We start from the raw sequence: 22,995 nt of genomic DNA, 5'->3' as shown, positions 1-22,995 counted from the left end.
CGGGTCAGGGGGAGAGTCGGCGGATCGCGACCACGGCCGCGTCGTCGTCGAGGTGGCCGTGGACGTGGGCGAGCAGGTCGTCCTGGAGGAGGCGCAGAAGATCTTCGGGTTCCTCCTCGGACCACTTGGGCAGTCGCTCGGCGAACGGATAGAAGGCACCGTCGGCATCGCGTGCCTCGATGACTCCGTCGGTGTAGAGGAGCAGCAGGTCGCCGACCTCGAACGGAAAGGTCTCGACGTCGTAGTCGTCGGGGTCGCAGAGCCCGCCGAAACCGATCGGCAGGTGGCTCGTCCGGGCCGCGACCGTGGTGACGCTCCGACCGCGGAGCAGGAGCGGCGGCGGATGGCCGCAGGAGATGAGGTGCACGAGCGCCTCGTGGTCGGGGATGTCCAGCAGGGTCGCGGTGGCGAAGTCCTCGTCGGTGTCCTGCTCGGTCTCGCCGCGCCACTGGCCGGCGTCCCAGCGGAAGGCCGCGTCCAGGTGGACGGCGAGGCGGGGGAGGGTGGCCTGCCGATGAGCGGCCGCGCGAAAGGCCCCCAGCAGCAGGGCGGCGTTGTCGATCGCGCCCAGACCGCTGCCGCGGACGTCACCGATGAGGAGCCGGGTGCTGCGGTGGGCGGTCCGGGCGGCCGCGTACAGGTCCCCGCCGAGATCGGCTTCTTCCTCGGCCGGGAGATACCGGGCGGCGATCCGTAGCGGGCCACTGCGTGCCGGCAGCGGCTGCAGCAGGACGCTCTGGGCGACTTCGGCGACCGACCGCACGCGGTGCAATTGCCGCTCGCGCCCCCGGCGCACCAGGGAGAAGGCGACGCAGAGGACGGAGATCACGACCAGGGCGGCGATCTGGGCCATGAGGTTCGCGGTGGACAGGACCCCTCTGAGGGCACCGATCAGGACTTGTGCTCCGACGGCGAGGGCCCCCATGAGTGCCGTCACGCGAGCGCCGGCGAAGGCCACCGTGATCGCCGGGGCCGCCACGAGCAGCGGGCCGAGGTGGATGTGTGCCGGCGCCAGGATGTCGATCACACAGACCGCGACGATCAGAACCAGCGGGATGACCACCAGCGCGGGGGCGTGTCCCGGCCGCCAGGACTGCCGGAGCTCCGTCCACGGTCGAAGAGCCATGCATCAAGCCTTGCACTTGCCTCCGAGTGCGGCCTTCCGCCACTCCGGCGCCGCGGGCTCCGGCAGAGCGGTGCGCAAGCGCCCCGCTCTGCCGGAGCAACCCCGGATCCCTGAGTGGATGCAGCGTTATGAACCGTACTTAGAGGTGATGGGGTCACATATGGTGCGCCTGTGCTCACGGTCCGCGGCGCGCGCTCCGTCCACTTCCACCCCTCACAGGTCCTGGGCATCAGGAGCGGCTCTCTCCAGATCGGCGACGCTGCCCGACATGATCGTCCGCACGTGTTCGGTGATGTGCTCGGCCGGCCAGTCCCACCAGGCCACCGCCAGGAGCCGGGCGATGTCGCGGTCGTCGTAGCGGGTGCGGACGAGGCGGGCCGGGTTGCCGCCGACGATGCCGTAGTCGGGTACGTCGCCGGTCACGACGGCACCCGAGGCGATGATCGCCCCGTGCCCGATCCGCACGCCGGGCATGACCGTCGTCCCGTGGCCGAACCAGACGTCGTTGCCGACGACGGTGTCCCCACGGTTCGGCAGGTCCGTGAGCAGGTCGAAGTGGTCGGCCCAGGAACCGCCCATGGTGGGGAACGGGAAGGTCGACGGGCCGTCCATGCGGTGGTTGGCGCCGTTCATGAGGAACCGTACGCCCGTGCCCAGCGCGCAGAACTTGCCGATGATCAGCTTCTCCGGCCCGTAGTGGTACAGCACATTGCGCGTCTCGAACGCCGTCGGGTCGTCCGGGTCGTCGTAATAGGAGTACTCCCCGACCTCGATCAGCGGAGACGTCACCAACGGTTTGAGGAGCACCACCCGCGGCTGCTCGGGCATCGGATGGAGCACTGTCGGGTCGGCGGGGACGGGCATGACGAGGGACTCCTCCTGGGCAACCGGGCAGTGACCGCTCCATGATCGCGACACTGACGCGTGAAGGGCATCGATTTACGGCAGTGCGTGGGTGTGCGACGCCAGGAGATCGCCCGGCGGAGTGCAGTCGGCCGTCGGCCGTCGGCCGTGGGCGCCCGGACGCTGGACCCTCACGTCGGCGTCAAAGGCAAGGCCGTCGAGGTGCGAGCAGCCAACTCCACGCCGCCAGAGGTACGTTCACCCCGTCCCATGTCACGGTGTGCCTGCGTGGACGTCCCGTTGACACCCTCCGCCCCACGTGTTTGCATCCCGCCATGCCGTTGTCGGAGCCTTTGACCCGCCGTCGTGCCGTGGACCTCGTCCGCGTGGCCGCCGCGCTGTGTCGCACGACCGGCTGATCGCGCGCTTCCTGACGTCTTCGCCGTTCGCCCTGCCGGGCAGGCCAGTTGTGCAGCGGGTTCTGTCGACAGATGCCCGTGCCCTGGCCCCGCGCAGGCCCCTGTCGTGCTCTGTCACCCCTCATGCCGAGGACCCACCATGCCTTCTCCCACCCCCGCAGGCCACCGCTACGAATCCGACTACGACCGCCGCCGGCTGCGTCAGTGGCTCGCCGGTGAGGCCAGAGCCGACGGTGTCACCCGCCGTCGGCTGCTCACCCTGCTGGCCGCCACGGCCGCCGGGACCGCATTGGCCGGCACGCGCCCCGCCCACTCCGCCGACGGGCCGATCGTCAAGCCCCTGCCGCCCGAGTGGTTCATCCCGCGCGGCACCAATGCCGAGACCCGCTGGGAGGCGCTGCGCGGAACCGGCCACCACACCCCCAACGAACTGTTCTTCGTGCGCAACCACACCGCCACACCCGTCCTGGAGGCCGACGACTGGCGGCTGCGGCTGTGGGGGAGCGGACTGCGGGGCTCCCCCGGCGAGGACCGGCCGGTCGAGTTCGGGTACGACGATCTGCGGGCCCTGCCGGCCGTCACCCGCACCGCCTTCGTCGAGTGCGCCGGGAACGGCCGCTCCTACTACACGTCACAGCAGGGCGAGACGGTCACCGGCACCGCCTGGACGCTGGGAGCGATCGGTGTCGCACGCTGGCGCGGTGCGCGCCTGTCCGACGTCCTGCGCAGGGCCGGGCTGTCCCCGTACGCCGTGGACGTGCAGCCGCGCGGCCTGGACGCCGAGTACGTCAGCGGAGGCGAGAGCCTGGGCCGGGTGCGCCGGCCGCTGCCGCTGGCCAAGGCGCTGGACGACGTACTGCTCGCGTACGAGATGAACGACGAGCCGCTGCCGTACGACCACGGATATCCGGTGCGGGTGCTGGTGCCCTCGTGGGTGGGCATCGCGTCCATCAAGTGGGTCGGCGACATCGAGGTGTCCGCGCAGCCGCTGTACTCGCCCTGGAACACCACCTTCTACCGGCTGTACGGCTCCTCCTACCCGGAGGGCGGCAGCGCACCGCTCACCCGGCAGACGACGAAGAGCGCCTTCGAGCTGGCGAGCGGGGCCACGTTCGCGGCGCGGCGCAGGCACGTGGTGCACGGGCGGTCGTGGTCGGGTGCGGGCGGTGTCGCCCGGGTCGACGTCAGCACCGACGGCGGGGCCGACTGGCGGCCGGCCCGTCTGCACGACCGGCCCCGGGCCGGCACCTGGACCCGCTGGTCGGTCAGTTGGCGGCCCGACGCACCGGGCCCCACCCAACTGCTGGCCCGAGCCACGGACACGGCCGGCCGTACTCAACCCGATGCCGCCGTGCCCAACACACAGGGCTACCTGTTCGACGCGGTGGTGCGGCATCCGGTCAGTGTGGTGTGACCGACGGAAGTCCGGCGTGACCGAATCCAGGGCGTTCCCTCCGGTCCGGTCGCCGGCCCGGAGCGGGGGTGGTCTGGCGTCCGGGTCCGGGGGCCTGCGGCCGAGGCCACCGGGCTGCCGGCGGCCGGGCGATCCAGGGCACGGGCCTCCTCACCGCCACCACAACCGTGGGCCAAGGAAAAGCGGCAGTAAAGGGACATCGGCCAATAAAACCCCTTCTCGGTGATGTCGGGTACGCGCGACGTCTTCGATGTCCACCGGGTGCGGAGGGGTGCTTCGTCATTTCCGTCACGCTTCTTGAAGCGCGGGATTCGCCGGGATTCAATCTCTCCGTCACCGGCGGAAGTCGCTTGCGCGGCTCCGCTAACATGATCGAACTCACGACGAGTGCCCTGATCGCCCACCCTTTACGGAAAACTGTGCTATCTGGCGCGAGGAGTGACTTATTAACCAATACCTACCAAATCGGCCAGACAATTGATACCTAGAGCGTCGCGTGCACTTTCGCGAATAGATAGCAGAACTGCGTTCGCCGCGTGGCGCCGACCGCGGGCGATGTTGTGGACCGCGACGGGCGTGGCGGTCCTCGGATTCCTCGTCGCCCTGGAGATCGCCGCGCGCCACTACGGCCTGCCCGGGCCGATCACGAACCAAGCGCAAGAGGTGATCTTCGGCCCGCGCTCGGGCCCGCTGCTGTACGGCGGTCTGGCCCTCATGATGGTGGTCCTCACCTGGCGGGAGCGGCTCATCGCGCTCGGTACCGCGATCGGCATCGACGCCGTCTTCAGCCTCGTGAGACTGGTCGTCGACGCGCGGCCGAACTTCGGCAACGGCGCGCTGTGGGTGATCCTGGGCTGCGCCGTCATCGCTGTCACGCGGCGCACCGGCCGGGAACGCGTCCTGCTGCTGAAGGGCGTCGGACTGGGCCTGCTCCTGGTGGCCGGCCACAAGACCGGCGACACCTGGCTGCTCATCACGTCGAAGACCCGCCCGGCGGTGCTCGACCCGTACGTGGCAACCGCCGATCACGCTCTCGGCAACCCGTCATGGGTGGTGGGCCGCATGGTCGAGGCCACCGGCCCGGTCGGCGCCCACACCCTCCACCTCGTCTATGGCCAGCTCCCGCTCGCCGCGGCCATCTTCGGGCTGTACCAGCTGCGCAACGTCGCGATCGAGCGTCGCTTCCCCAGCCACCATCTGGTGCGCACGTTTCTGGTGATCGGCCTGCTCGGACCGGCGATCTACATGCTCTTCCCCGTGGTCGGTCCCGTCTTCGCCTACGGCACCGGCGCGTTCGGCACCGGCGGCCAGCAGTGGGCGATCGCCGACCTGTGGCCCCACACCCCGCCGCCGATCGGCCTGCACTCGATCGCGTTCGACGAGATCACCCCACGCAACTGCATGCCCAGCCTGCACACCGCCTGGGCCACCTCGCTGTTCATCCATTCCCGCAAGGGCCCAAAGGTGCTGCGATACGCCGGCACGTTCTGGCTGGTCGCCACGCTCACCGCGACCCTGGGATTCGGCTACCACTACGGCGCTGACCTCATCGCCGGTGTGGTGTTCGCTCTCACCATCGAGACAGCGATGCGCGCGATCGCCCGGGGCTGGGACCGCCAGGCGACCCAGCTCGTCGCCTACGGCACGGCCGTCTTCGCCGCGCTCCTGGTCTCCTATCGCTATCTGCCGTTGGAGATGGCCAAGCACCCGGGGGTGTTCGGGCCCGTCCTCCTTCTGGCGATGGCATCCGTCATCTACGGCTACGTGCGGACCACCAAGCTGTGGGAGCCGAAGGTCGCACCGGCGCAGCAGCCGGAGCTCCAGCCCGAACCGGCGTGAGCGCGACACCGGTCCGGACAGCAGGCGCTCCCGCCTGATCCACGCGGCCGCGACCCGACACATCGGGTCGCGGCCGTTGCCGATCCGGGAGAAGACGATGTGAGGCGTCCTGCACATGCCGGCAGGCCGGCCCCTCGTGCCTGCGACAGACGCGCCCGAAGACCGGATCCTCACGGTCCGGTCATGTGTGAGCCGGATCGTGGTGAGCCTCATCGGTGTCGTCCTTCGGCACGTGGTTCGAGTCGGGCAGGAGCAGGCGGAAGGTGCAGCCGGCGCCCGGTCGGTTGTCCAGTTCGAGACGACCGCCGTGTGCCGCGGCGATGGCGGAGGCGATGGCGAGTCCGAGACCGGAACCGGGTTCGAGTCCAGCCCGGGACGCGGGTTCGGCGGGGTCGCCGAACGGTGTCGCCCGGTAGAAGCGGTCGAAGACGTGGGGGGCCTCGTCGGGCTTGATACCGGGCCCGTTGTCTGCGATCTCGATGACGGAGACCGATGTGCCCGGCGGCAGCGGGGGTCCGCTGCCGAGGCTCTGGTCCTCGCGCGCACGGGTGCGGGCGGCGCCGACACGGACGTGGACGTGACTGTCGGCGGGAGTGTGGGCGCAGGCATTGGACAGCAGATTGCCCAGCACCTGGGCGAGCTGGTGCGGGTCGCCGGGTGCCTCGATGATGTCGAGATCGCGTTCGGGGCCCGCTGGATGTGCCGCGAGCGGCTCCAGGGTGATGCCGCGCGCGGGATGCCGTACGGCCGTCGTGGCGATGGCGTCGGCCGCCAGCGACAGGAGGTCGACGGGCTCGCGGTGTGCGGTCGGTGCGTCACCGAGCTTGGCGAGGAGGAACAGGTCGTCGACCAGACGGCTCATGCGGTCGGCGTTGTGGGCGATCAGCGTGTGCGCCTCCTGGCGCCGCTCGCCGGTCATGTCGGGTTCGTCGATGAGGAGTTCGGCGAAGCCCTGGATGGCGGTGAGCGGAGTGCGCAGCTCGTGCCCGGCGTCCGCGAGGAAGCGGCGCAGTTGGGCTTCGGACGTCTCCGTGCGGTGCAGAGCGGTGCGCAGGCGGTCGAGCATGGTGTTGAGAGCCAGTCCGAGCCGGCCGACCTCCGTGTTCGGGTCCGCCACGGGCACGTTGAGCTCCAGTGCTCCCTCGGTGATGTGCTGGGCGGTGTGCTCGACACGGGTGAGCGGGCGCAGCCCCAGGCGGACGGCGCCGTTGCCCAGGACGACGACTCCGACGGCGACCGCGATGCCGAGGCCGAGGCTGAGCCACAGGAGTTTGGTGGTGGCGCCGTCGACGGTGTCCAGCGGCAGGGCGACGACGGTGCGCATGTGGTCGGGTCCGGAGTAGGCGATGACACGCCAGCCGGACCCGGTGGCGCCGCCCGCCGCCGGGACGGTGCTCGGCCGTCCGGAGGCCATGTGCAAGTCGGCCACGTCTTGTGGAAGCTGCGGCCCGGGACCGTCGCTGCTTCCCAGGAAGGCGCGGAGCAGGCGCCCGTCCTCGTCGTAGAAGAAGACGCGGTAGTCCGAGGGGAGCGCGTTGTCCGAGCTCGGCAGCCGGAGTGTTCCGTCGGCGATGTCCTCGTAGACGCGGCTCGGGGGACGGAAGTGGGAGAGCCGGTCGTCGACCTGGTCGGTGAGCCAGCCGCGCAGAACGGTCAGACCGGCGAGCTGGCAGACGAGGACGGCGCTGGTGGCGAGCAGCCCGGCGATCAGGACGAGGCGTCCGCGCAGGGAGTGCGGACGCGGTCGTCGCGGCCACCTCATCGCGTCACCGTGCGCGCCTCGTCGCGCGGCAGCCGCAGGCAGTAGCCGACTCCGCGCACGGTGTGGATCAGCGACGGCGGATCGCGGTCGATCTTGCGGCGCAGATTCTTGATGTAGGTGTCGACGATGCGGGTGTCGCCGGAGAAGTCGTACTGCCAGACCTGCTGAAGGATGTCGGCTTTGTCGAGGACGCGTTCGGGGTGGGCCATCAGACAGGCCAGGAGCCGGAACTCCGTAGGCGACAGCTTCAGCGCCTGGTCCGCGCGGCGTACTTCGTGGGTGCTCTCGTTCAGGGTGAGATCGGCGTAGCACAGGGGTGGGTGGACACCCGCGGTGGAGGCGGGTGAGTTGCTGCGGCGCAGGATGGCTCGGATCCGCAGCAGCACCTCCTGGACGTGGAAGGGCTTGGTGACGTAATCGTCGCCCCCGGAGCTCAACCCGATGATGCGGTCCTCCACACCCGTGCGCGCGGTGAGGAAGAGCACCGGCGTGTAGGCACCCTGCGCGCGCAGGTCACGGGTGAGCCGGAACCCGTCGGTGTCCGGGAGCATGACGTCCAGGACGATCAGGTCGGGCCGCCGGCTGCCGGCCTGGAACATGGCCTCCTGTCCGCTGGACGCGCTCGCCACGGCGTAGCCGGCCGCGCTGAGCGCCGAGGTGAGCAGCGTGCGGATGCTGGCGTCGTCCTCCACGACGAGCACGGTGTGCCCGGCGGCGGGCGTACGCGTGTGGGTGTGCTGGTCGATCACGTTCTGGCACCTCGGGATACGGGCAGGTGGAGCCGCCAACACAGCGGATCCTGGTCGTGCGGCGTGATGGTAGGCAGCGATCCTGTACGCGAAAGGCCCAAATCTGTCGGAGTCGTACCTATTCCGGCATCTCGGGGCGCCTTCGGTGGCGGCACGGCCCGGGATGCCGGAGGGCTCAGCCGGTGACCTTCTTGTTCTTGGCCAGGGCCTCGGTGCGGTCGGTGACGGTCTTCTCGAGCTTGGCCACGGCGGTGTCCAGTTCCTTGGAGCCCGCGCCGGCGGAGCGTGCCTGCTCCGCGATGGCGGTCAGCTCCTTTGCCGCCGTGCCCGAGCCGTAGAACGTCCGGTACAGCTCCTGGTAGGCCTTCTGGTAGACGCCGTCGAAGGCGTCCGACCCGAGGAACTTGGTCTTCAGGACGTGCTGCATGAAGCCGCCGTTTCCTCCCGGCGCGTCCGCGCCGCCGTCCTGGCCGGGCAGAGCCGCGCCGGGCCCGCCTCCCTGTCCGCCGTCGGCCGTCCCGCCCGGCGCACCGTCCGGCAGGCCTGAAGGCACTCCCTCGGGCATGCCGCTCGGCATCTCGGTAGGCATACCGCTCGGCATCGCGCCGGGCCGGCCCCGTGGCGTGCCGGAGGGAGCGCCGGACGGGGCGCCGGAGGGCGCCGCGCCTGCGGGCGGCTGTTTGGTGCCGCTCTGCTTCCCGTCTCCGGTGTCCTCGCCGGTCCGGCCCGCGGTCCCGCCCGGCATACCGCCACCCATACTGATCGAGTCGTCCGGTCCGGCCGTAGCGTCCCCGCTGAAGGTCAGGTTGTAGTCCCAGCCGAGGACGGAGAACTTCTTGGTGTCCAGGTCGTACCACAGCAGGTAGTTCTTGCCGGGCCCCGCCATGTCGTCGAAGTTCAGCAGCAGGTTCTGTGCGGCGAGGTAGGCGGCCAGCGAGTCGACGTCGACGTACTTGTGGAGATCCCGGGCGAACTCCTTGTCCGACGCGCTGTTCGCCCACCTGATGAGCTTCATCACCGGTTCGAGGTCCTGGCTGCCCTTCTTGTTCAACTGCTTGAAGGAACTCTCGTACTCGGTGGGGTCGTCACCGTGGTAGGTGAAGCTGCCGCTCGCCTTGGCCTTGTACAGCACGCCGTTCCCGTCGGCGATGTCGTCGGCGTAGTCGGTGTCGGGTGCCTCGACCATCAAGCGGGTGGCTGCGGGCCGGTTGTTCACCTTGAGCTCGGTGAAGGCGTACCGCTCGGCCTTCTGTCCGCTCTTGGCGGTCAGGGACAGCGACAGCGCCTCATTGACGGGCACCTGACCATTGCTGCCGGGCCGCAATGAGATCTCCCGCTCACCCTCGTAGGCGCGCCCTTCGACGTACTCGTCGATCTTGACGAGCCAGGGCAGTTCCTCGGGCTTCTTCGCGGACAGGTCGTACTGCACCATCCCGCCCATGCCGCCTGCCCCGCCCATTCCGCCGGGACCGCCGCCCGCATTCCGGCCCTGGCCGCGGTCCCGGCCTCCGGCCCCGCCCGGGGCGCCGGCCGGAGCGCCCTGCGCGGCATCGGGCAGGTCCCGGCCGCCACCGGGCATGCCCTTGCCGCCGCGCAGGGACGACAACGTGGAGTTCCCTTTGAGGCGGATCCCGACGTCATTGAGGTAGACCCCGTCGATGACGAGATCGGCTTCGATGTAGTCCTTGGTCCCGTCCTCGCGGAACTCCTTCATCATCTTGTCGAAGTCGGTCTGCTGGTAGGTGAGCTGGATGGAGTGCGACACCGAGGTGTCGTACAGGTCCACCGTCCCCTCGACGTCGTCGGTGATGGCGTCCGCCTCGGCGCGCGAGGACGACGTGACGTACGGGGAGATCCGCGCGTCGCCGAGAAAGGCGACCAGCGCGGCGAGCCCGACGCCCAGTGCCGCGGCCGGCTTCCAGTGGTGACGCAGTCGTACGGGCAGCCGGTCCCGCAGCAGCCGCCTGCGCTGCACCGTGCTCTCGCCGCTCATCACAGGTCCGTCGTGTCGTATCCGGTCAGAACCGTGACCCGCTGGCCGGATGTCCGCTCCTGCAGCGCGCTCACCAGGTCGCCGGGTTCGGCGCCCTTCTTCAGGCGGACCGTGTAGAAGACCTCGCTCAGCGCGCCGCCGCGGATCGTCTCGGTGCTCACCAGCTCGAACTCGCTCGTGTACTTGATCAGCACGTCACGGATCTGCGGTGTGTAGTCGTCCCCGGCCGGGACCTGGACCTTGACGACCTGGCGCTGCACGTTCAGCGCGAACCAGTTGAACTTGAACATCACCAGGACGACCGCGCAGATCACCACGGCACCCACCGCGGCCAGCGTGTAGAACCGGGCACCACAGGCCATACCGATCGCCATGGCCAGGAAGATGAATCCGACGTCCCTTGTCTCCTTGACCGCGTTGCGGAAACGGACCACGGACAAGGCGCCGACCAGCGAGAACGCGCGAGCCAGGTTCGAACCGACGACCAGCATGATCAAGGCGACGATCATGCCGACGATCACCAGGGTCTGCACATAGGACTGGCTGTAGGAGACATTGCGGTGCGTGTACCGGTACACGTAACCGATCAGCGTGGACAGGATGAACGACAGCGCCATCGCCGCCACGACGTCGGCCACGCTGAACGTGCCGCTGAGTTCCTGCAGATCGAAGTTCACTTTGCTCCTACCTTCAACGGCGCGTCCTGCGCCGGCCGCTGCTCCAGCGGCTGCTCTTCTGTGGGGGTGGGTGGCGGGCAGTCCGCCTCGTCGACGTGGAAGACCGAGCGGGGAGCCAGACCGAATCCCTCGATGGACTGCACGTACTTCGAGATCCGAACGAGGTTGAGGTTGCGCCGCGCGGCCAGGTCGGTGATCCAGTGCGGCGTACGCTCGTTGACCTTGATCTCCATGACCGACAGGTGCGGCGGGATCGTGAACCGGTTCTCGGGCGACGCGGTGGCGAAGTGGAAGTCCCGGTCCCGGCCGCGGATGCGACGATCGAAGGTGACCCGCAGCCCGGTGTCCGAGGCCCGCCCGACCAGCGCTTCGCGCTGGTAACCGGTGATCGCGGTGGGCTGGAGGTTCAGCCGCACGATCAGTTCGAGGACCTCCTGGATGAAGGCGCTCTCCTTCGGCGAGTGGTCCACCATCTCCCGGCCGTCGCACAACTGCCGTGCCACGCCGTAGGGAAGGGTGATCCGCCGCTTCTGCGTGACCCTGTTGACGCGCTGCTTGATCTCCACGCACACCGGGGACTCGTCGGAGACCCCGTCGAGGTCGCCGTAGTGGCGGATGCGCAGTTTGCGGCGGAACTTCAGACCCTCGATCTTCTCCCAGTAGAAGCGGAGTTGAGGGGTGTCGTAGTACAGGCTCCACACGCCGTAGCCGCCGATCGGGCTGTGCAGGTCCCGGTCCATCCGCTCGGCCAGCTCGTCCCGGATCTCCGCGGCCTGCTCCACCGGGACCAGATACTTCAGCTCGAACCGGTTGAACGCGTGCAACCGACTTGCCACATGCAACGGTTCTTCGCTCGGCCGACCCCCGCTGTCGGCTGCCCGGGCCTCATCTGCCCGGCCCTCACGCGCCGCGGCTGCCTTCGACAGGAACACCATGCGCCTCCTTGCTCATACGTTGCGGACCGACCGGCCTTGCACACGCAACCAATGGCGCATGAGGAGCTCATGAGAATCACGGGTTGATTTCAGGAGTCTTGGAAGAGACGTAAAAGTGAACGCCGGGTGACGCGAGTTGCGGTGTGGGGCAGTGGGCCGGCCACGGTGCACTCGCTCCCCCCGGAGAGTGACTCGCACCGGATCCCGCGGGGCGGAGCGGCGGCGACTGAGTGTTCGGCCTCCGTGGTCATTCGTTCCCGACCTCGTCGCCTGCGACAATGCCGTGGTGTGACACTGGTGGTGGGGCCGGTGCCGGGGCTGCGGAGGCAGCGGTGTTGATCTTCTGCGGAGTGCTCGCACTACTCGCCGGCAGCGTCTTCACGACGGTGGCCTGCGGCTACCGCGGTGTCGACGTGTGGGTCTGGGACTGGGCGTGCGTGGTGGTCAGACGGCAGACCCGGTACGGAACGCCCTGGCGGAGCCTCACCACGATGCGGATCTACTTCGGCACCGTGGGCGCCCTGTTCCTGGTTCTCGGACTGCACACCCTGGTGCGGTGACCGGATCCGCAGCCGACAGCGCGGTCACGGACGGCGCCGGACAGGTGTCCCGCAGTCTCGCCGCTCTTCTCACAACGGTGGGTGTGGGACGCTCCCTCGTCCGGCTCCACCTGGCCGACGCGGGTGGGAGACGTCGCCCTCAGCTCCGGCGCGCTGGGAAGCGGAACTATGAACGCCCCACGGCGTGCGTCCGGTTGGCCGGCGGTTCCGCGATGCCGACGAAGTGTCCCGCGACCGGACGGACACGAGCCGACCACCCCAGAGAGGTGAGATCCTCCGTGAGGGTCCGCGGATCGTGGAACACCTTCACGATGCGGTACTGGCTGCCGTCGTCGAGCCGTCGCACCGCCGCAGGGACGGGGTGTTCGGCGAGGACCTCCTCCTCCGCGGCCACGGCGGGGCCGTCGTCGACGAAGATGGCCCGGCCACCCGGAGCGAGTGCGGAGGCGACGGTCTTCCAGAAGTCGGGCAACCGCGCCGGCGGGACATGGGAGAGCCAGAACGCGAAGAACACGGTGTCGTAGCGCCCCGGCGGCTCCCACGCGAACAGATCGGCCCGGACGAACCGGACCTTGGGCGATGCGGCACGTGCCCGAGCGATGGCCACCATCTCGGCGGACGCGTCGACAGCCGTGACCGAACGCGCCCGCGCGGCCAGCAGCGGGGTCCACTGGCCCGTTCCACAGGCCAACTCCAGTACATCCCCGGTGATCGGGAGGTCGTCGACGACAGTCAGCAACTTCCGCAGCGGTTCGTACTCCGTGTAAGGCCGGTCGTACTCGGCCGCACCATCGTCGTAGTAGGCCATCTGCTCCGCCAGGAGAGCGTCGTCCTCCATGAGCAGGCTCCTCTCATCCGGTTCGGACAGAGCCGCGCGCCCGACGCGCCGGCCCGACTGCCACGCACACTGTCGGCCTTCACCTTTGGGCAAGGTCAAGAACATGGCGGGCCGGCGACGGCCAGGGCGCAGCCCGCTCGGTGAGTCGACTGGCGCGGACCCGTGATGCCCGGACCATGGCACTGTGGACGAATACCAGGACTTCGGTGGGGCGGCCCCGGTGGACACACTGGAGGTGGCGCAGACGGCCAGGACGGCGGTGGCGTGGCTCCCGCCGCAGGGGCTGTGGCCGCCGATCCAGGACATCCGCTGGGAGCACGATCCACAGGTGCGCCGGTGGCCGCCGCACGTGAATCTGGTGTTCGGCTTCGTGCCGGAGGAGGAGTTCGAGCGGGCTGTGCCGTTTCTCCGCGCCGCCGCGGCGGAGAACTCGGCGTTCACCGCGCGTCTGGCCGGCGTGCGGTACTTCCGGCACCGGCACGACGCGACGGTGTGGCTCGATCCGGCCGCCGCGGACCTGGCTCCCTGGGCTCGGCTGCAGACGACGCTGGCCATGCGGTTCCCGCTGTGCCGCGGCCGTGGCGCCCGCTTCACCCCGCATCTGTCCCTCGGCCGGACCCCCGACCCGAAGCGTCTGGCCCCCGAGTTGTCCGCCCGGCTCGGCGTGATGTCGGCCGTGGTGGAGGACGTGGTGCTGCTCAGCCGGCGCGGAACGGAACCCATGCGAGCCCGATTCGTGGTCAGGCTGGGCACGGGGGAGGCCCTTCGCGTGCCGGAGGATTGAGGTGGGCCTGAGCGAACCCGACCCCGACTCCGACCTCGACGTGTAGCGCGGCCAGGCCGTGCGGTCAGATGCCGCCCACGGACTCTGTCGCGTGCACGACGACCAGTCGGCGTCCCAGCGTCCGGCTACTCCACGGCCGGGTCCTCCTGTGCCCGCCGCACCGCGGCCTTGACCGCCCGCTCCACCTCGTGCGGGTCCGCCTGGGTCGCCTCGGCGTGGGCCGATACCGCCGCCTGCACCGCGTCGGCGGCCGACCGCCACACGTGCCACTGCGTGTCGTACGCCTCGCCCGTGAGGCCGGCGAGCTTGGCCCGCTCGGCTTCCGCCGTGCATTCCAGGCTGATCAGGTGGTCGGGGATGTCAGTCACGGTCGGATCCTAAGCGGGCGGCAGAGGGCTCCGGTGGCGACCTGCGGGCGGAATCGGTTTTCGGGCGGGGAAAGCAGTGGTCGGCCGGCTTGTTCGCCGACGCCGCGCGGGTTCGACTGGGCTGCGACGGGCCCATGGGCGCGGTCGCGCTCGGCCGCGGAGGCGGCAGTTCCCTCGCCGGCCACCCCCTGTCGACCACGACTTGACCGTCGGCCAACGATTGGTTCATCCGGGCTCCGCCCGCGCTCCGCGGAATGGACCGATGGGATGCCCTTGGCGTGTCACGTCCCGTGAGCAGTGACTCGCCCAGGCGTTCTCCTGCGACAGTGCCCTCGCGCCCGTCCGGCCCGATCCAGGGAGATGTCACCATGATCCGCTCATCACGGATTGTCGCATCCACGATTCTTGCTGCTCTGCTCACGGCGTCTGCAGGCGCGGGTCCTGCCGCGGCTGACGGCGACGGCGACGGCGCCCAGGAGGGTGGACCGACCATCATCTTCACCCAGGGGGACAACAACCACATCGGCATCTCGGGCGGGGACAGTCACGTCGGGGCGGGCCAGATCTCCGGCAACGGGCACACGGTCGGCAGCACACCGGCGCCTCTGGACACCGTCAGCTTCTTCGTGCGGAACGACAGCCGGTACACGCTCCATCTTGTGAGCGTCAGCGGCATCGCCGGGGGTGTCACGGGCCCGACGGATCTGGCACCGCAGAGTTCTCCGACGGCCTATCAGGGGTTCGCGGTGCCCTCCACGTTCGGCCCCAGCACTGCCCTGGCGACGTACGACATTCTTCAGAACGGGGCCAGTATGGGGACTTTGAAGATCGTCATGGGAGCGGCTCTCTACGGTCAGGACGCGCTCATCGGCTGCAACTCGAACGGTGCCCCGGCCACTTGCCCGCTGCCGTCGAGCGGGACGAGTGTCAATGTCGTGAACGCGCAATGAGACGGTACCGAGGCGGTCCGCAATCTCCTCGATGACAGCCACGCTTGATCGACGGCACACGCACGGCAGCAGCGAACGAGAGTGAATACTGGCTCCCCATACAGAACACGCACGAGGAGCCTGCCAGTGACCGGCGACACCCGCATAGGACCGCCCAACTTCGGAAGCGAACGCGACATGCTCCGGGCGTTCCTCGACTACCACCGCGCGACCCTCGCCATGAAGTGCGAAGGGCTCACCGACGAGGAACTGCGCCGGCAGTCGATGCCACCGTCCACGTTGTCGCTGCTCGGTCTCGTACGGCACATGGCCGAGGTGGAGCGTGCCTGGTTCCGCCGCGTGTTCGAGGACCACGACGTTCCCATGGTGTGGTCCGACAAGATCGACTTCCAGGCTGCGTACGACGCGAGCACGTCGACCCGGGCCGAGGCGTTCCAGGCCTGGGAGGCAGAGGTGGAGCACTCGCGCCGCATCGAGCGGGAGGCGGAGTCCCTGGACCAGGCCGGTTACCAGCCGAGATGGGAAGAGGAGGTGTCGCTGCGGATGGTGATGGTGCACGTGCTCCTGGAGTACGGACGCCACAACGGACACGCGGACTTTCTGCGTGAGGGGGTCGACGGGACCGTGGGCGCCTGAGTTCGTGCGAACCGCCGCGCACACGGCGCGTCGTGTGCGCGGCCCCGCGGGCGGCCGATCGCTGCACGGGGGTTGTCAGTGGCCGGCACTAACGTGACGCAAAGTCCCGTCGATCTTCGTACGTTCGAGGAGCCATGATGACCGGTGCCACACCCGAGTTGCCCGCGAAGGATCTGCTCACACTGATACCGGAGTACGCGGGCTTGGTCCGGAACACCACCCTCCTCAACCCGGAGCCCGGCGACCCTGGCGTGCGGGAGAGCTCGTTGGGCGGTCCGGTGCTGTGGCCCGCGGACGAGCCGTGGCCGTACTGCGCGGAGGAGGACCACTGGACGTTCGGCTCCGACTGGCGCAACCGCACCGAGATCGTCCCGGGCGCGGTGCCGATGGTGCCGATCCTCCAGCTGTTCGCCCGGGACGTGCCGGGGCTGGAGTTCCCGGAGGGGAAGGATCTGCTCCAGCTGGTGTGGTGCGCGCTGATCCATGAGCAGGACGACGGGCTCGTCGTCCCGAAGCTGTACTGGCGCAACGAGGCGGAGGTCGTGGCCGGAGGGCTGCTGTCCGAGATCCCCGCGGCGGGCGAGGGGGAGTTCGACCCGGACAACATGCCGGTGCCGTCCACGTTGTCCCCGGCGACGGCGGAGGACTATCCGAGCCGGGGCGATCTGCCCAAGGCCATCTCGGACACTTGGGAGCCGCGTCTCAGGGTGCCGTCCGGCGGCTCCATGTGGCCCCCGGACTCCAATGTCATCGGGACGAAGGTCGGCGGCTGGCCCGCCTGGACGCAGCCTGCCGACTGGCCGGACTGCGCGAGCGGACACCGTATGGAGCACCTGCTGACCATCACGGGCGACATTCAGCTGGGCGACTGCGGTGGCGTCTACTTCTTCCATTGCGCCCAGTGCCCCGACCACCCTTGGGACTGGCGCTTCGACTGCCACTGACAGCTGAGGTCGGATCAGTCATCAGGCAGTGGGCGACAAGATCACGGACCTCTGTCGTGACCTGATGGCTGACGACGGCGAACCGAGGGTCTTTGTGAACCGGTGGGGCGACATATCGGCTCCGGTATCCGAGGGGCACGGTGCCCACCGTGATGTCTGCAGGTGCTTCGATCAGACGAAGTCACACCCGCGGGCGCGTGTCGGTTTCCACGCCGAGCGCCAGGACACGTCTGCCGCCGGATGGCGTCGCCTCTTGGAGCTGATCGAGGAGGCGGCGGAGGACGGGCGGGAGGAGTTCCGTCCCTTGGTCGAACTCAGCCCCGAGGAACGGCGGCAGGTCGTCACGCTGCCGCCGACCGTCGCCAAGCTGACGGCGGTGAAGCGGTTCGTGCTGTACGGCAGCAACCTGGTCCGCATACCGGCGGAGATCGGTGCCATGACCAGCCTGGAGGAGTTCACCCCGTACACCTCGTACCGGCTGCACTGGTTCCCCTTCGAGATCACCCGATGCTCCAACCTGGCCCGGAGCACGGTGAGTACGCGCGCGCTGTTCGGCGACTACACGTTCCGTCCGCCCTTTCCCCGGCTCCAGCCTCCGCGGGACAGCACCGCCGGTCTGGACCTGACGGTGCTCGATGCCCGGCGTTGGGGAGCGACAGCCGTCCGGGGCTGCAGTGTCTGCGACCGGCCGATCGGCCAGGGCGGGCTTCACCAAGTGTGGATCTCCCTGCGGGTGGCCACCGATGTCCTGCCCCTGCTGGTCAACGCCTGCTCAGCAGCGTGCGTTTGCGCTCTTCCCGCGGGCGCCGAGGACTACGTACGGACGCCGCACACCGGCGGCAGGGTCGAACAGCCGCCGCCCGATTGAGACTTGCCCCTCTCGTGGTGCACGCCGGGGGTGGGTGCGTGCGTCGCCGGAGCGGCGTAGGGCGGCGGCACGCGCGCGTGCCGCCGCCCTGGGCATCACATGAAGTGCGTTCAGGCCGCGCTGTCGTGCAGCTCCGTCAACGTGGCGGCGGACAGGCGGCGGGGTGCGTGATCGGTGTCGACGAGGACGACCGTGCACGCGGCGGCGTGGGTGAGGGCGCTGGTGAGGCTGCCGTCGGCGAACTGGGTGAGGGGACCGCGCGGGGAGCGCCCGACGGCGACGGTGTGCGCGTGGACGTCCGCGGCGTGCCGGGCGAGGGCACGTCCGGCGGCGGCGTGGTCGCCCACGCTGGTGAGGACCTGGCCGGTCGCGGTGACGCCCTGCGCGGCGAGCCGGTCGAGGTGGGCGGTGACGGCTGCCCGTGCCTGGTCGTCGGTCTCGGTGTCGACCGCCTGCTCCTCGACCACGGCGGTCTGCTGGACGTGGACGACCTCCAGGGGACTTCCGGTCTCGCGGGCGAGGCGGGCCGCGGCGTCGACGATCGCGGCGGCCTTGTCATGCGCGCCGACCGCGACGATCACCGGTGGCGCGTCGTCCGCCGCCGGAGCGCCGACAGCGGTGAGCGAGGGCGTCAGGGACCGGCTCTCGCCGGTGTCGGTCTCGGCCTGGCGCAGCAGACGATGGCCGCTGGCGAGCACGGGGATCGCGAGGAGGAAGGTGCCGGCGCCGAGGTAGAAGGGGACGCTCAGGTCGGTGGCGTCGGCGAGCTTGCCCGCGACATAGGGGGCGAGGCCGCCGCCGATGAAGCGCAGGAAGCCGTAGGCGGAGGACGCGACGGGGCGCTCGACGGGGGAGACGAGCATGACGGCCTGGGTGGTGAGGGTGTTGTTGATGCCGATGAAGGCGCCGCTGACGATGACCGCCACGATCACCACCGTGGGGCTGTCGACACCGGCCGCGATGAGGGCCATCACGACACTCAGGCCGAGCAGGTTGGCGTAGAGGACCGGCGCCGTGCCGTATCGAGCCTGGAGGCGCGGGGCGAAGAAGACGCTGAAGGCGGCCACCAGCAGACCCCAGCCCGTGAACACCAGACCGAGCTCATGGGCGTCCAGCTTCATGGGGTACGGGGCGTAGCCCAGCATGGTGAAGAAGCCCCAGTTGTAGAGCAGGGCCATGATGCCCATCGTCAGCAGGCCGCGGTGACGCAGGGCCTTGAGCGGTGCGATCGGCGACGTGGGCCGCTCCGGCCTGGGCGACGAGGGCACGAACGCGAGGGTCGCCACGAGGGCTGTCGCCATGAGGACGGCGACACCGAAGAACGGGCCGCGCCAGCTGATGGCGCCCAACTCGCCCCCGAGCAGCGGCCCTACGGCGATTCCGAGGCCGAGTGCCGTCTCGTACAGGATGATCGCGCCGCTGAATCCGCCGCTGGCGGAGGCGACGATGACGGCGAGGGAGGTGGCGATGAACAGGGCGTTGCCCAGGCCCCAGCCGGCGCGGAAGCCGACGATGCCGTCGACGGAGCCGGAGGTGCCGGCCAGGGCGGAGAAGACGACGATGACGGCCAGGCCTATGACCAGAGTGCGTTTGGCGCCGAACCGGCTGGAGAACCAGCCGACGATCAGCATGGCGACGGCGGTGACGATCAGGTAGCTGCTGAACAGCAGGGAGACCTGGCTTGGTGTGGCGTGCAGGCTCTCGGCCAGGGCGGGCAGGATCGGGTCGACGAGACCGATGCCCATGAACGAGATCACGCAGGCGAATGCCACGGCCCAGACGGCCTTGGGCTGCCGGAACGGACTGGCAGCCTTCCCATGTGGTGCGCTCATTGCCGCTTGTCTCCAATGGTTGTCGGAACGGGATACGGAGATGTCGACGCGTGGGTCAGGCGCGCAGGTGGTCGTCCTCGATCGCGTGGGCCAGGGCGGGGAGTGCGATCTTCACCGCCTGCTGCTCCGGCGCGGTCAGCTTCGTGATGAGCTCGTGCAGCGCCTGGGCGCGCTCGGTCCGCCGCTGCTGGAACACATCGAGGCCGGTGTCGGTGGCCTCGACCAGCACTCCTCGGCCGTCGGTGCGGTCGGCCGTGCGCCGGACCAGCCCCGCGCGTTCCATACGGGTGACGAGCTGGGTCATGTTGGGCTGGGAGACGTTCTCGGCCCGTGCCAGTTCGGTCAGGCGCTGAGGACCTTCCCGGCCCAGTCGGCCCAGTGCGGAGGAGGCGGCGGTGCTCAGACCTCCGGTCGTGGCGCTGCGGCGTACGTACCGGACCATCCGCTCCACGGCGATCATGAGGTCTTCGGCCCAAGCGTCCGGAGTGTTCGGAGCGTCCGAAGCACCCGAAGCGTCTGAGGCGTTCGGGGAGTCGGGATCCATAACGCGCTTATGCATAAGGTCATTATGCATCTACGTGTACTGTGAAGCAATATCCTTGGAGGGGTGCGGTTCGCGGTGTGCGGGGGAGGCGTCGGTCTCCGTGCGGGGTGGCCCGAACGGAGACCGATGGCGTGCGGGACCGCCTCTCAGCGGTCGCCCAGTCCGCTCGCCGTCCGGCTCACCGCTCGACCATCGTCTCGAAGCCGGAGTCGTCGCAGTAGGACACCGCACGACTCTCGGCTGCCGGATCGCCGCCGACCGCCAGCACGGTGTCGTCGAGGATGTGGCTGCCGGTGCGATCCAGCTTCTCCCGGTTCAGCACTCTCGATGCGGCGACGGCCAGGTCGCCCGCGATCGACGCGTCGTCGGTGCCGGGGGCATCACTGCCCTGTGCGTCACTCTCGTCGACGCCCGTGGCGTTGCCTGCCGCAGCGTCCCGGGCGTCCTGCCAGGCCCCCAACCGGCTGCAGTAGGTGCGCTGCCGCTCCTTGTCCTTCGCGGGGTCGTCGGAGGAGCAACTCGTCAGCAGGCACAGCACGACAGCGGCGGTCACCGCCTGTGCGGCGTTTCGCGTCGTCCGCCTGCTGCGCTCCCGATCGCGCGACATGGTGTCCCCTCCCTGAAGTGCCCCCGCACTGAATATGGACCATGAAACGCCACCGGGCGACGATCTTGCACAAGTCACGGCCGTTCCTTTGACCAGGCGATCCTGGGGAGTGCGCGCAAACGGGACAGTGATCGGCAGGTGGCCGCGCGCGTGCGACTCCGCCGGGCCCCCGAACGCCGTGGCGTACGTCCTGCTCTCTCGAATGAGACAAGTCCGCGTGCGTTGCGTATCGCATCACGACGCAACAGCAGGGCGCGGTCAGCTCCGCGTGACTCAACTCCGCTCCATGGAAGTGACGTTGGGGACGCCCGCCATCGCCGCGGACGTACGTGCTCAAGGAGGACCGCCGGTGGGACCCAACGACCCCGAACCACAGCAAGCTCCCGGCTACGGACCCGACATCGCGCAGGAGATACAGCACTCCTTTCAAGCCGTGTTCGACGCCCTGGACGCGGCGCGCGCCGACCTCTACGCGGGCGACGAGCGGTTGGAGCATGCCGGGGTGCCGTCACCGCCCGGCGCCCTGCACGGCGGACCGGTCACGGACGCCGGCCTGGCCGTGTCGGCTCCGGTCCCGGTCGCCGTGCCGACCCCGGTCCCGGTCGCCGTGCCGGCTCCGGTCCCGACCCCGCCTCCGGCACTGCCCCCGCGCCCACGGATGCGACCGCTGCGGAATGTCCCCGCCCCGGATGAGGGACGGTCGCACGGCGCCCCGCCGCGCCCCGAGGAGCCACCGCGGACCGCCGCACCAGGTCAACACCGTGCTCGGCGCGACGGCGTGGTCGAACAGCTGTGGCTGCGCGGTCCACGTCCGGAGGCTGCTCCGGTCCCGCCGGAGGGCAGACCGACGGAGCCGCGTCACGCAGGCCCCGCGCACGCGGCGAAGAGAGGTCTTGGATGGCGGGGCCTCGTCCATCGGCGTGAAGCCCGTGCCGCCGGTGTCTTCGGTGTGGGTGCCGTGAGCGGGTTGGTTCTCGCATCCTCGTTCCTGGTCGGCAATCACCCTGTGCCGCAGGAGGGTTCGCCGCCCGCCGAACGGCTGCACCAGCCGGTGCCGGACACGCCGGATCCCTCGCTTCCCGAGATCCCGGGGACGGGCGTGCTGCGCCAGGGGGACAGCGGCCACGGCGTGTACGAGTTGCAGGTACGTCTGCTGCAGATCCCGAACGTGTACGACGGTGGTGCGATCGACGGCCGCTACGGCACGGAGGTCCGGGAGGCGGTGGCCAGATTCCAGGAGTGGTACGGCATTCGCGGGGACGAGACCGGCGTGTACGGCGACGAGACGCGTCACGCTCTCATGCTGCGGACCACCTAGGGGGTTGCGTTTGGTTCAGCCCGGGTCCGCGACGCCCGGCACGGCACCTCGCCGCGTTGTCGGACCACCCGAGTACGGCCAGTACGCGGGTGATCCTCCGCCGTGCGATGCACCGCACCGGACGCCGCGGCCTGATCCGACCTGATCCAAACGAAACCCCCTAGCCCACGGAGCCATACGCGACGGTGCGTGAGACGGGTCGGCGGGGCCGTCGACGAGGCGGCCCATACCTCGCTCGGGCTGTGGCCTGACCGCCTGTCACCGTCAGATGTCGCCCTTGACCATCGCGTGCAGATGCTGGTCGTGCCATCCGTCCTCGTGCAGCAGCGCGCTGCGCATTGTGCCTTCGACGCAGAAGCCGGCCTTCGCCGCGACGCGGCACGAGGCGGGGTTGGCCACCGAGTGGCACAGCAGCAGCCGGTGCAGGCCGAGTTCGTCGAACGCCCACTGGCTGAGGCGCCTCGTGGCTTCGACCGCGACGCCCCGACCGCGTCCGGCCGGCAGGATCCAGTACACGATCTCGGCGCTGCCGTCGGCGAGGTCGATGTCGCCCCAGCCGATCAAGCCCACGGCCCGGCCGCCGTCGTGCGGGGCGATGGCCCAGATCGCGCCCCGTTCGTTCCGCCAGCGCTCGTGCATGCGCTCGACGCGCGTGCGTGCTTCCGCCGGTGAGGGCACGATCAGCCGGTTCCAGCGGCGGATGGCCGGATCCTGGCCGGCGGCGACCAGGGCGTCGGCGTCGTCGGCGCGCCAGGGACGCAGTTCCAGGCCGCAGTCGAGGGCCAGCACGGGTTGGTCCATGGCGGCCATGCGGCCCGCGGGAACGACGGGTGGTACGGCTGAAGTGATCACCGCGGCATCGTGCCACAGCCCGATTTCGGACAGACCGAAGGTGGACCGGGTACCGCGTTCGTGCTCCGCGTAAGGGCTTACTACGACGTCCCGTTGCCCAACTCTGGCCTGATGAGGGCGATTTTGGGCGCGCCGAC

Annotated in this window: 22 protein-coding genes; 9 read left to right on the top strand and 13 right to left on the bottom strand. The window is 69.7% G+C overall.

The window, feature by feature from the left end; all coding sequences use genetic code 11:
- Positions 1-4: 4 nt before the first annotated feature.
- Together ACSYGO_RS02065 and ACSYGO_RS02060 are read right to left on the bottom strand one after the other, a co-directional pair.
- Positions 5-1,126, bottom strand: coding sequence for a PP2C family protein-serine/threonine phosphatase (locus ACSYGO_RS02065; protein ID WP_460385580.1), 1,122 nt, complete (start codon positions 1,124-1,126; stop codon positions 5-7).
- 213 nt (positions 1,127-1,339) lie between these two features.
- Positions 1,340-1,990 carry a CatB-related O-acetyltransferase gene (locus ACSYGO_RS02060; RefSeq protein ID WP_460385579.1) on the bottom strand — a complete coding sequence of 217 codons (651 nt, stop codon included), beginning with the start codon at positions 1,988-1,990 and terminating at the stop codon, positions 1,340-1,342.
- Between the two features lie 537 nt (positions 1,991-2,527).
- Between ACSYGO_RS02060 and ACSYGO_RS02055 the strand changes: the two genes are divergently transcribed.
- Together ACSYGO_RS02055 and ACSYGO_RS02050 are read left to right on the top strand one after the other, a co-directional pair.
- The gene (locus ACSYGO_RS02055; RefSeq protein WP_460385578.1) at positions 2,528-3,802 is read left to right on the top strand and encodes a sulfite oxidase; all 1,275 of its coding nucleotides are present in this window, start codon (positions 2,528-2,530) and stop codon (positions 3,800-3,802) included.
- Positions 3,803-4,357: 555 nt separating this feature from the next.
- Positions 4,358-5,641 carry a phosphatase PAP2 family protein gene (locus ACSYGO_RS02050; protein WP_460385577.1) on the top strand — a complete coding sequence of 428 codons (1,284 nt, stop codon included), beginning with the start codon at positions 4,358-4,360 and terminating at the stop codon, positions 5,639-5,641.
- A gap of 181 nt (positions 5,642-5,822) precedes the next feature.
- On the opposite strand, the gene ACSYGO_RS02045 is transcribed toward ACSYGO_RS02050, so the two are convergent.
- The 5 genes from ACSYGO_RS02045 to ACSYGO_RS02025 all read right to left on the bottom strand — a co-directional run bounded on the left by ACSYGO_RS02045 (position 5,823) and on the right by ACSYGO_RS02025 (position 11,658).
- Positions 5,823-7,403 (bottom strand): sensor histidine kinase, encoded by a 1,581-nt coding sequence (locus ACSYGO_RS02045; RefSeq protein WP_426681315.1) that lies wholly within the window; start codon positions 7,401-7,403, stop codon positions 5,823-5,825.
- Entirely contained in the window at positions 7,400-8,152 is a 753-nt protein-coding gene (locus ACSYGO_RS02040; RefSeq protein ID WP_426681314.1) for a response regulator transcription factor, read from the bottom strand. The genes ACSYGO_RS02045 and ACSYGO_RS02040 overlap by 4 nt, the downstream gene beginning before the upstream one ends.
- Before the next feature lie 175 nt (positions 8,153-8,327).
- Positions 8,328-10,145, bottom strand: coding sequence for a CotH kinase family protein (locus tag ACSYGO_RS02035; protein WP_460385576.1), 1,818 nt, complete (start codon positions 10,143-10,145; stop codon positions 8,328-8,330).
- A complete protein-coding gene (locus ACSYGO_RS02030) occupies positions 10,145-10,822 on the bottom strand; it encodes a DUF4956 domain-containing protein (RefSeq protein ID WP_426681312.1) in 678 nt (225 codons plus the stop codon). Before ACSYGO_RS02030 ends, ACSYGO_RS02035 begins: the two co-directional genes overlap by 1 nt.
- Positions 10,819-11,658, bottom strand: a complete 840-nt coding sequence (locus tag ACSYGO_RS02025) for a polyphosphate polymerase domain-containing protein (protein ID WP_426681311.1) — start codon at positions 11,656-11,658, stop codon at positions 10,819-10,821. Before ACSYGO_RS02025 ends, ACSYGO_RS02030 begins: the two co-directional genes overlap by 4 nt.
- A gap of 449 nt (positions 11,659-12,107) precedes the next feature.
- Between ACSYGO_RS02025 and ACSYGO_RS02020 the strand changes: the two genes are divergently transcribed.
- Positions 12,108-12,317 (top strand): hypothetical protein, encoded by a 210-nt coding sequence (locus ACSYGO_RS02020; RefSeq protein ID WP_426681310.1) that lies wholly within the window; start codon positions 12,108-12,110, stop codon positions 12,315-12,317.
- 166 nt (positions 12,318-12,483) lie between these two features.
- On the opposite strand, the gene ACSYGO_RS02015 is transcribed toward ACSYGO_RS02020, so the two are convergent.
- Complete coding sequence (locus ACSYGO_RS02015) at positions 12,484-13,155, bottom strand: class I SAM-dependent methyltransferase (protein WP_426681309.1); 672 nt, start codon at positions 13,153-13,155, stop codon at positions 12,484-12,486.
- A gap of 184 nt (positions 13,156-13,339) precedes the next feature.
- On the opposite strand from ACSYGO_RS02015, the gene ACSYGO_RS02010 reads away from it, so the two are divergent.
- Positions 13,340-13,939: a 2'-5' RNA ligase family protein gene (locus tag ACSYGO_RS02010; RefSeq protein ID WP_460385575.1), complete on the top strand. Its 600-nt coding sequence runs from the start codon at positions 13,340-13,342 to the stop codon at positions 13,937-13,939.
- A gap of 125 nt (positions 13,940-14,064) precedes the next feature.
- On the opposite strand, the gene ACSYGO_RS02005 is transcribed toward ACSYGO_RS02010, so the two are convergent.
- Complete coding sequence (locus tag ACSYGO_RS02005) at positions 14,065-14,307, bottom strand: hypothetical protein (RefSeq protein WP_432173566.1); 243 nt, start codon at positions 14,305-14,307, stop codon at positions 14,065-14,067.
- Between the two features lie 326 nt (positions 14,308-14,633).
- Here ACSYGO_RS02005 and ACSYGO_RS02000 point away from each other — a divergent pair, with 326 nt between their 5' ends.
- The 4 genes from ACSYGO_RS02000 to ACSYGO_RS01985 all read left to right on the top strand — a co-directional run bounded on the left by ACSYGO_RS02000 (position 14,634) and on the right by ACSYGO_RS01985 (position 17,705).
- Positions 14,634-15,257, top strand: coding sequence for a hypothetical protein (locus tag ACSYGO_RS02000; RefSeq protein WP_435225136.1), 624 nt, complete (start codon positions 14,634-14,636; stop codon positions 15,255-15,257).
- Between the two features lie 126 nt (positions 15,258-15,383).
- Entirely contained in the window at positions 15,384-15,893 is a 510-nt protein-coding gene (locus ACSYGO_RS01995) for a DinB family protein (protein ID WP_426681305.1), read from the top strand.
- A 137-nt stretch (positions 15,894-16,030) separates the two neighbouring features.
- Positions 16,031-16,837: a DUF1963 domain-containing protein gene (locus ACSYGO_RS01990; protein ID WP_460385574.1), complete on the top strand. Its 807-nt coding sequence runs from the start codon at positions 16,031-16,033 to the stop codon at positions 16,835-16,837.
- A gap of 253 nt (positions 16,838-17,090) precedes the next feature.
- Positions 17,091-17,705 (top strand): leucine-rich repeat domain-containing protein, encoded by a 615-nt coding sequence (locus ACSYGO_RS01985; RefSeq protein ID WP_460385573.1) that lies wholly within the window; start codon positions 17,091-17,093, stop codon positions 17,703-17,705.
- 110 nt (positions 17,706-17,815) lie between these two features.
- Here the strand turns inward: ACSYGO_RS01985 and ACSYGO_RS01980 are convergent, their stop codons facing one another.
- The 3 genes from ACSYGO_RS01980 to ACSYGO_RS01970 all read right to left on the bottom strand — a co-directional run bounded on the left by ACSYGO_RS01980 (position 17,816) and on the right by ACSYGO_RS01970 (position 20,688).
- Positions 17,816-19,537 carry an MFS transporter gene (locus ACSYGO_RS01980; protein ID WP_432187279.1) on the bottom strand — a complete coding sequence of 574 codons (1,722 nt, stop codon included), beginning with the start codon at positions 19,535-19,537 and terminating at the stop codon, positions 17,816-17,818.
- 55 nt (positions 19,538-19,592) lie between these two features.
- Complete coding sequence (locus tag ACSYGO_RS01975) at positions 19,593-19,997, bottom strand: MarR family winged helix-turn-helix transcriptional regulator (RefSeq protein ID WP_426681301.1); 405 nt, start codon at positions 19,995-19,997, stop codon at positions 19,593-19,595.
- A gap of 262 nt (positions 19,998-20,259) precedes the next feature.
- Positions 20,260-20,688 carry a hypothetical protein gene (locus ACSYGO_RS01970; RefSeq protein ID WP_460385572.1) on the bottom strand — a complete coding sequence of 143 codons (429 nt, stop codon included), beginning with the start codon at positions 20,686-20,688 and terminating at the stop codon, positions 20,260-20,262.
- 349 nt (positions 20,689-21,037) lie between these two features.
- On the opposite strand from ACSYGO_RS01970, the gene ACSYGO_RS01965 reads away from it, so the two are divergent.
- Positions 21,038-22,006 (top strand): peptidoglycan-binding domain-containing protein, encoded by a 969-nt coding sequence (locus tag ACSYGO_RS01965; protein WP_460385570.1) that lies wholly within the window; start codon positions 21,038-21,040, stop codon positions 22,004-22,006.
- Between the two features lie 264 nt (positions 22,007-22,270).
- Here ACSYGO_RS01965 and ACSYGO_RS01960 read toward each other — a convergent pair whose 3' ends face one another.
- A complete protein-coding gene (locus tag ACSYGO_RS01960) occupies positions 22,271-22,816 on the bottom strand; it encodes a GNAT family N-acetyltransferase (protein ID WP_432173609.1) in 546 nt (181 codons plus the stop codon).
- Between the last annotated feature and the right edge of the window lie 179 nt (positions 22,817-22,995).

This window comes from Streptomyces krungchingensis (assembly GCF_054729265.1).
This window is presented reverse-complemented; position numbering and strand designations above follow the sequence as displayed.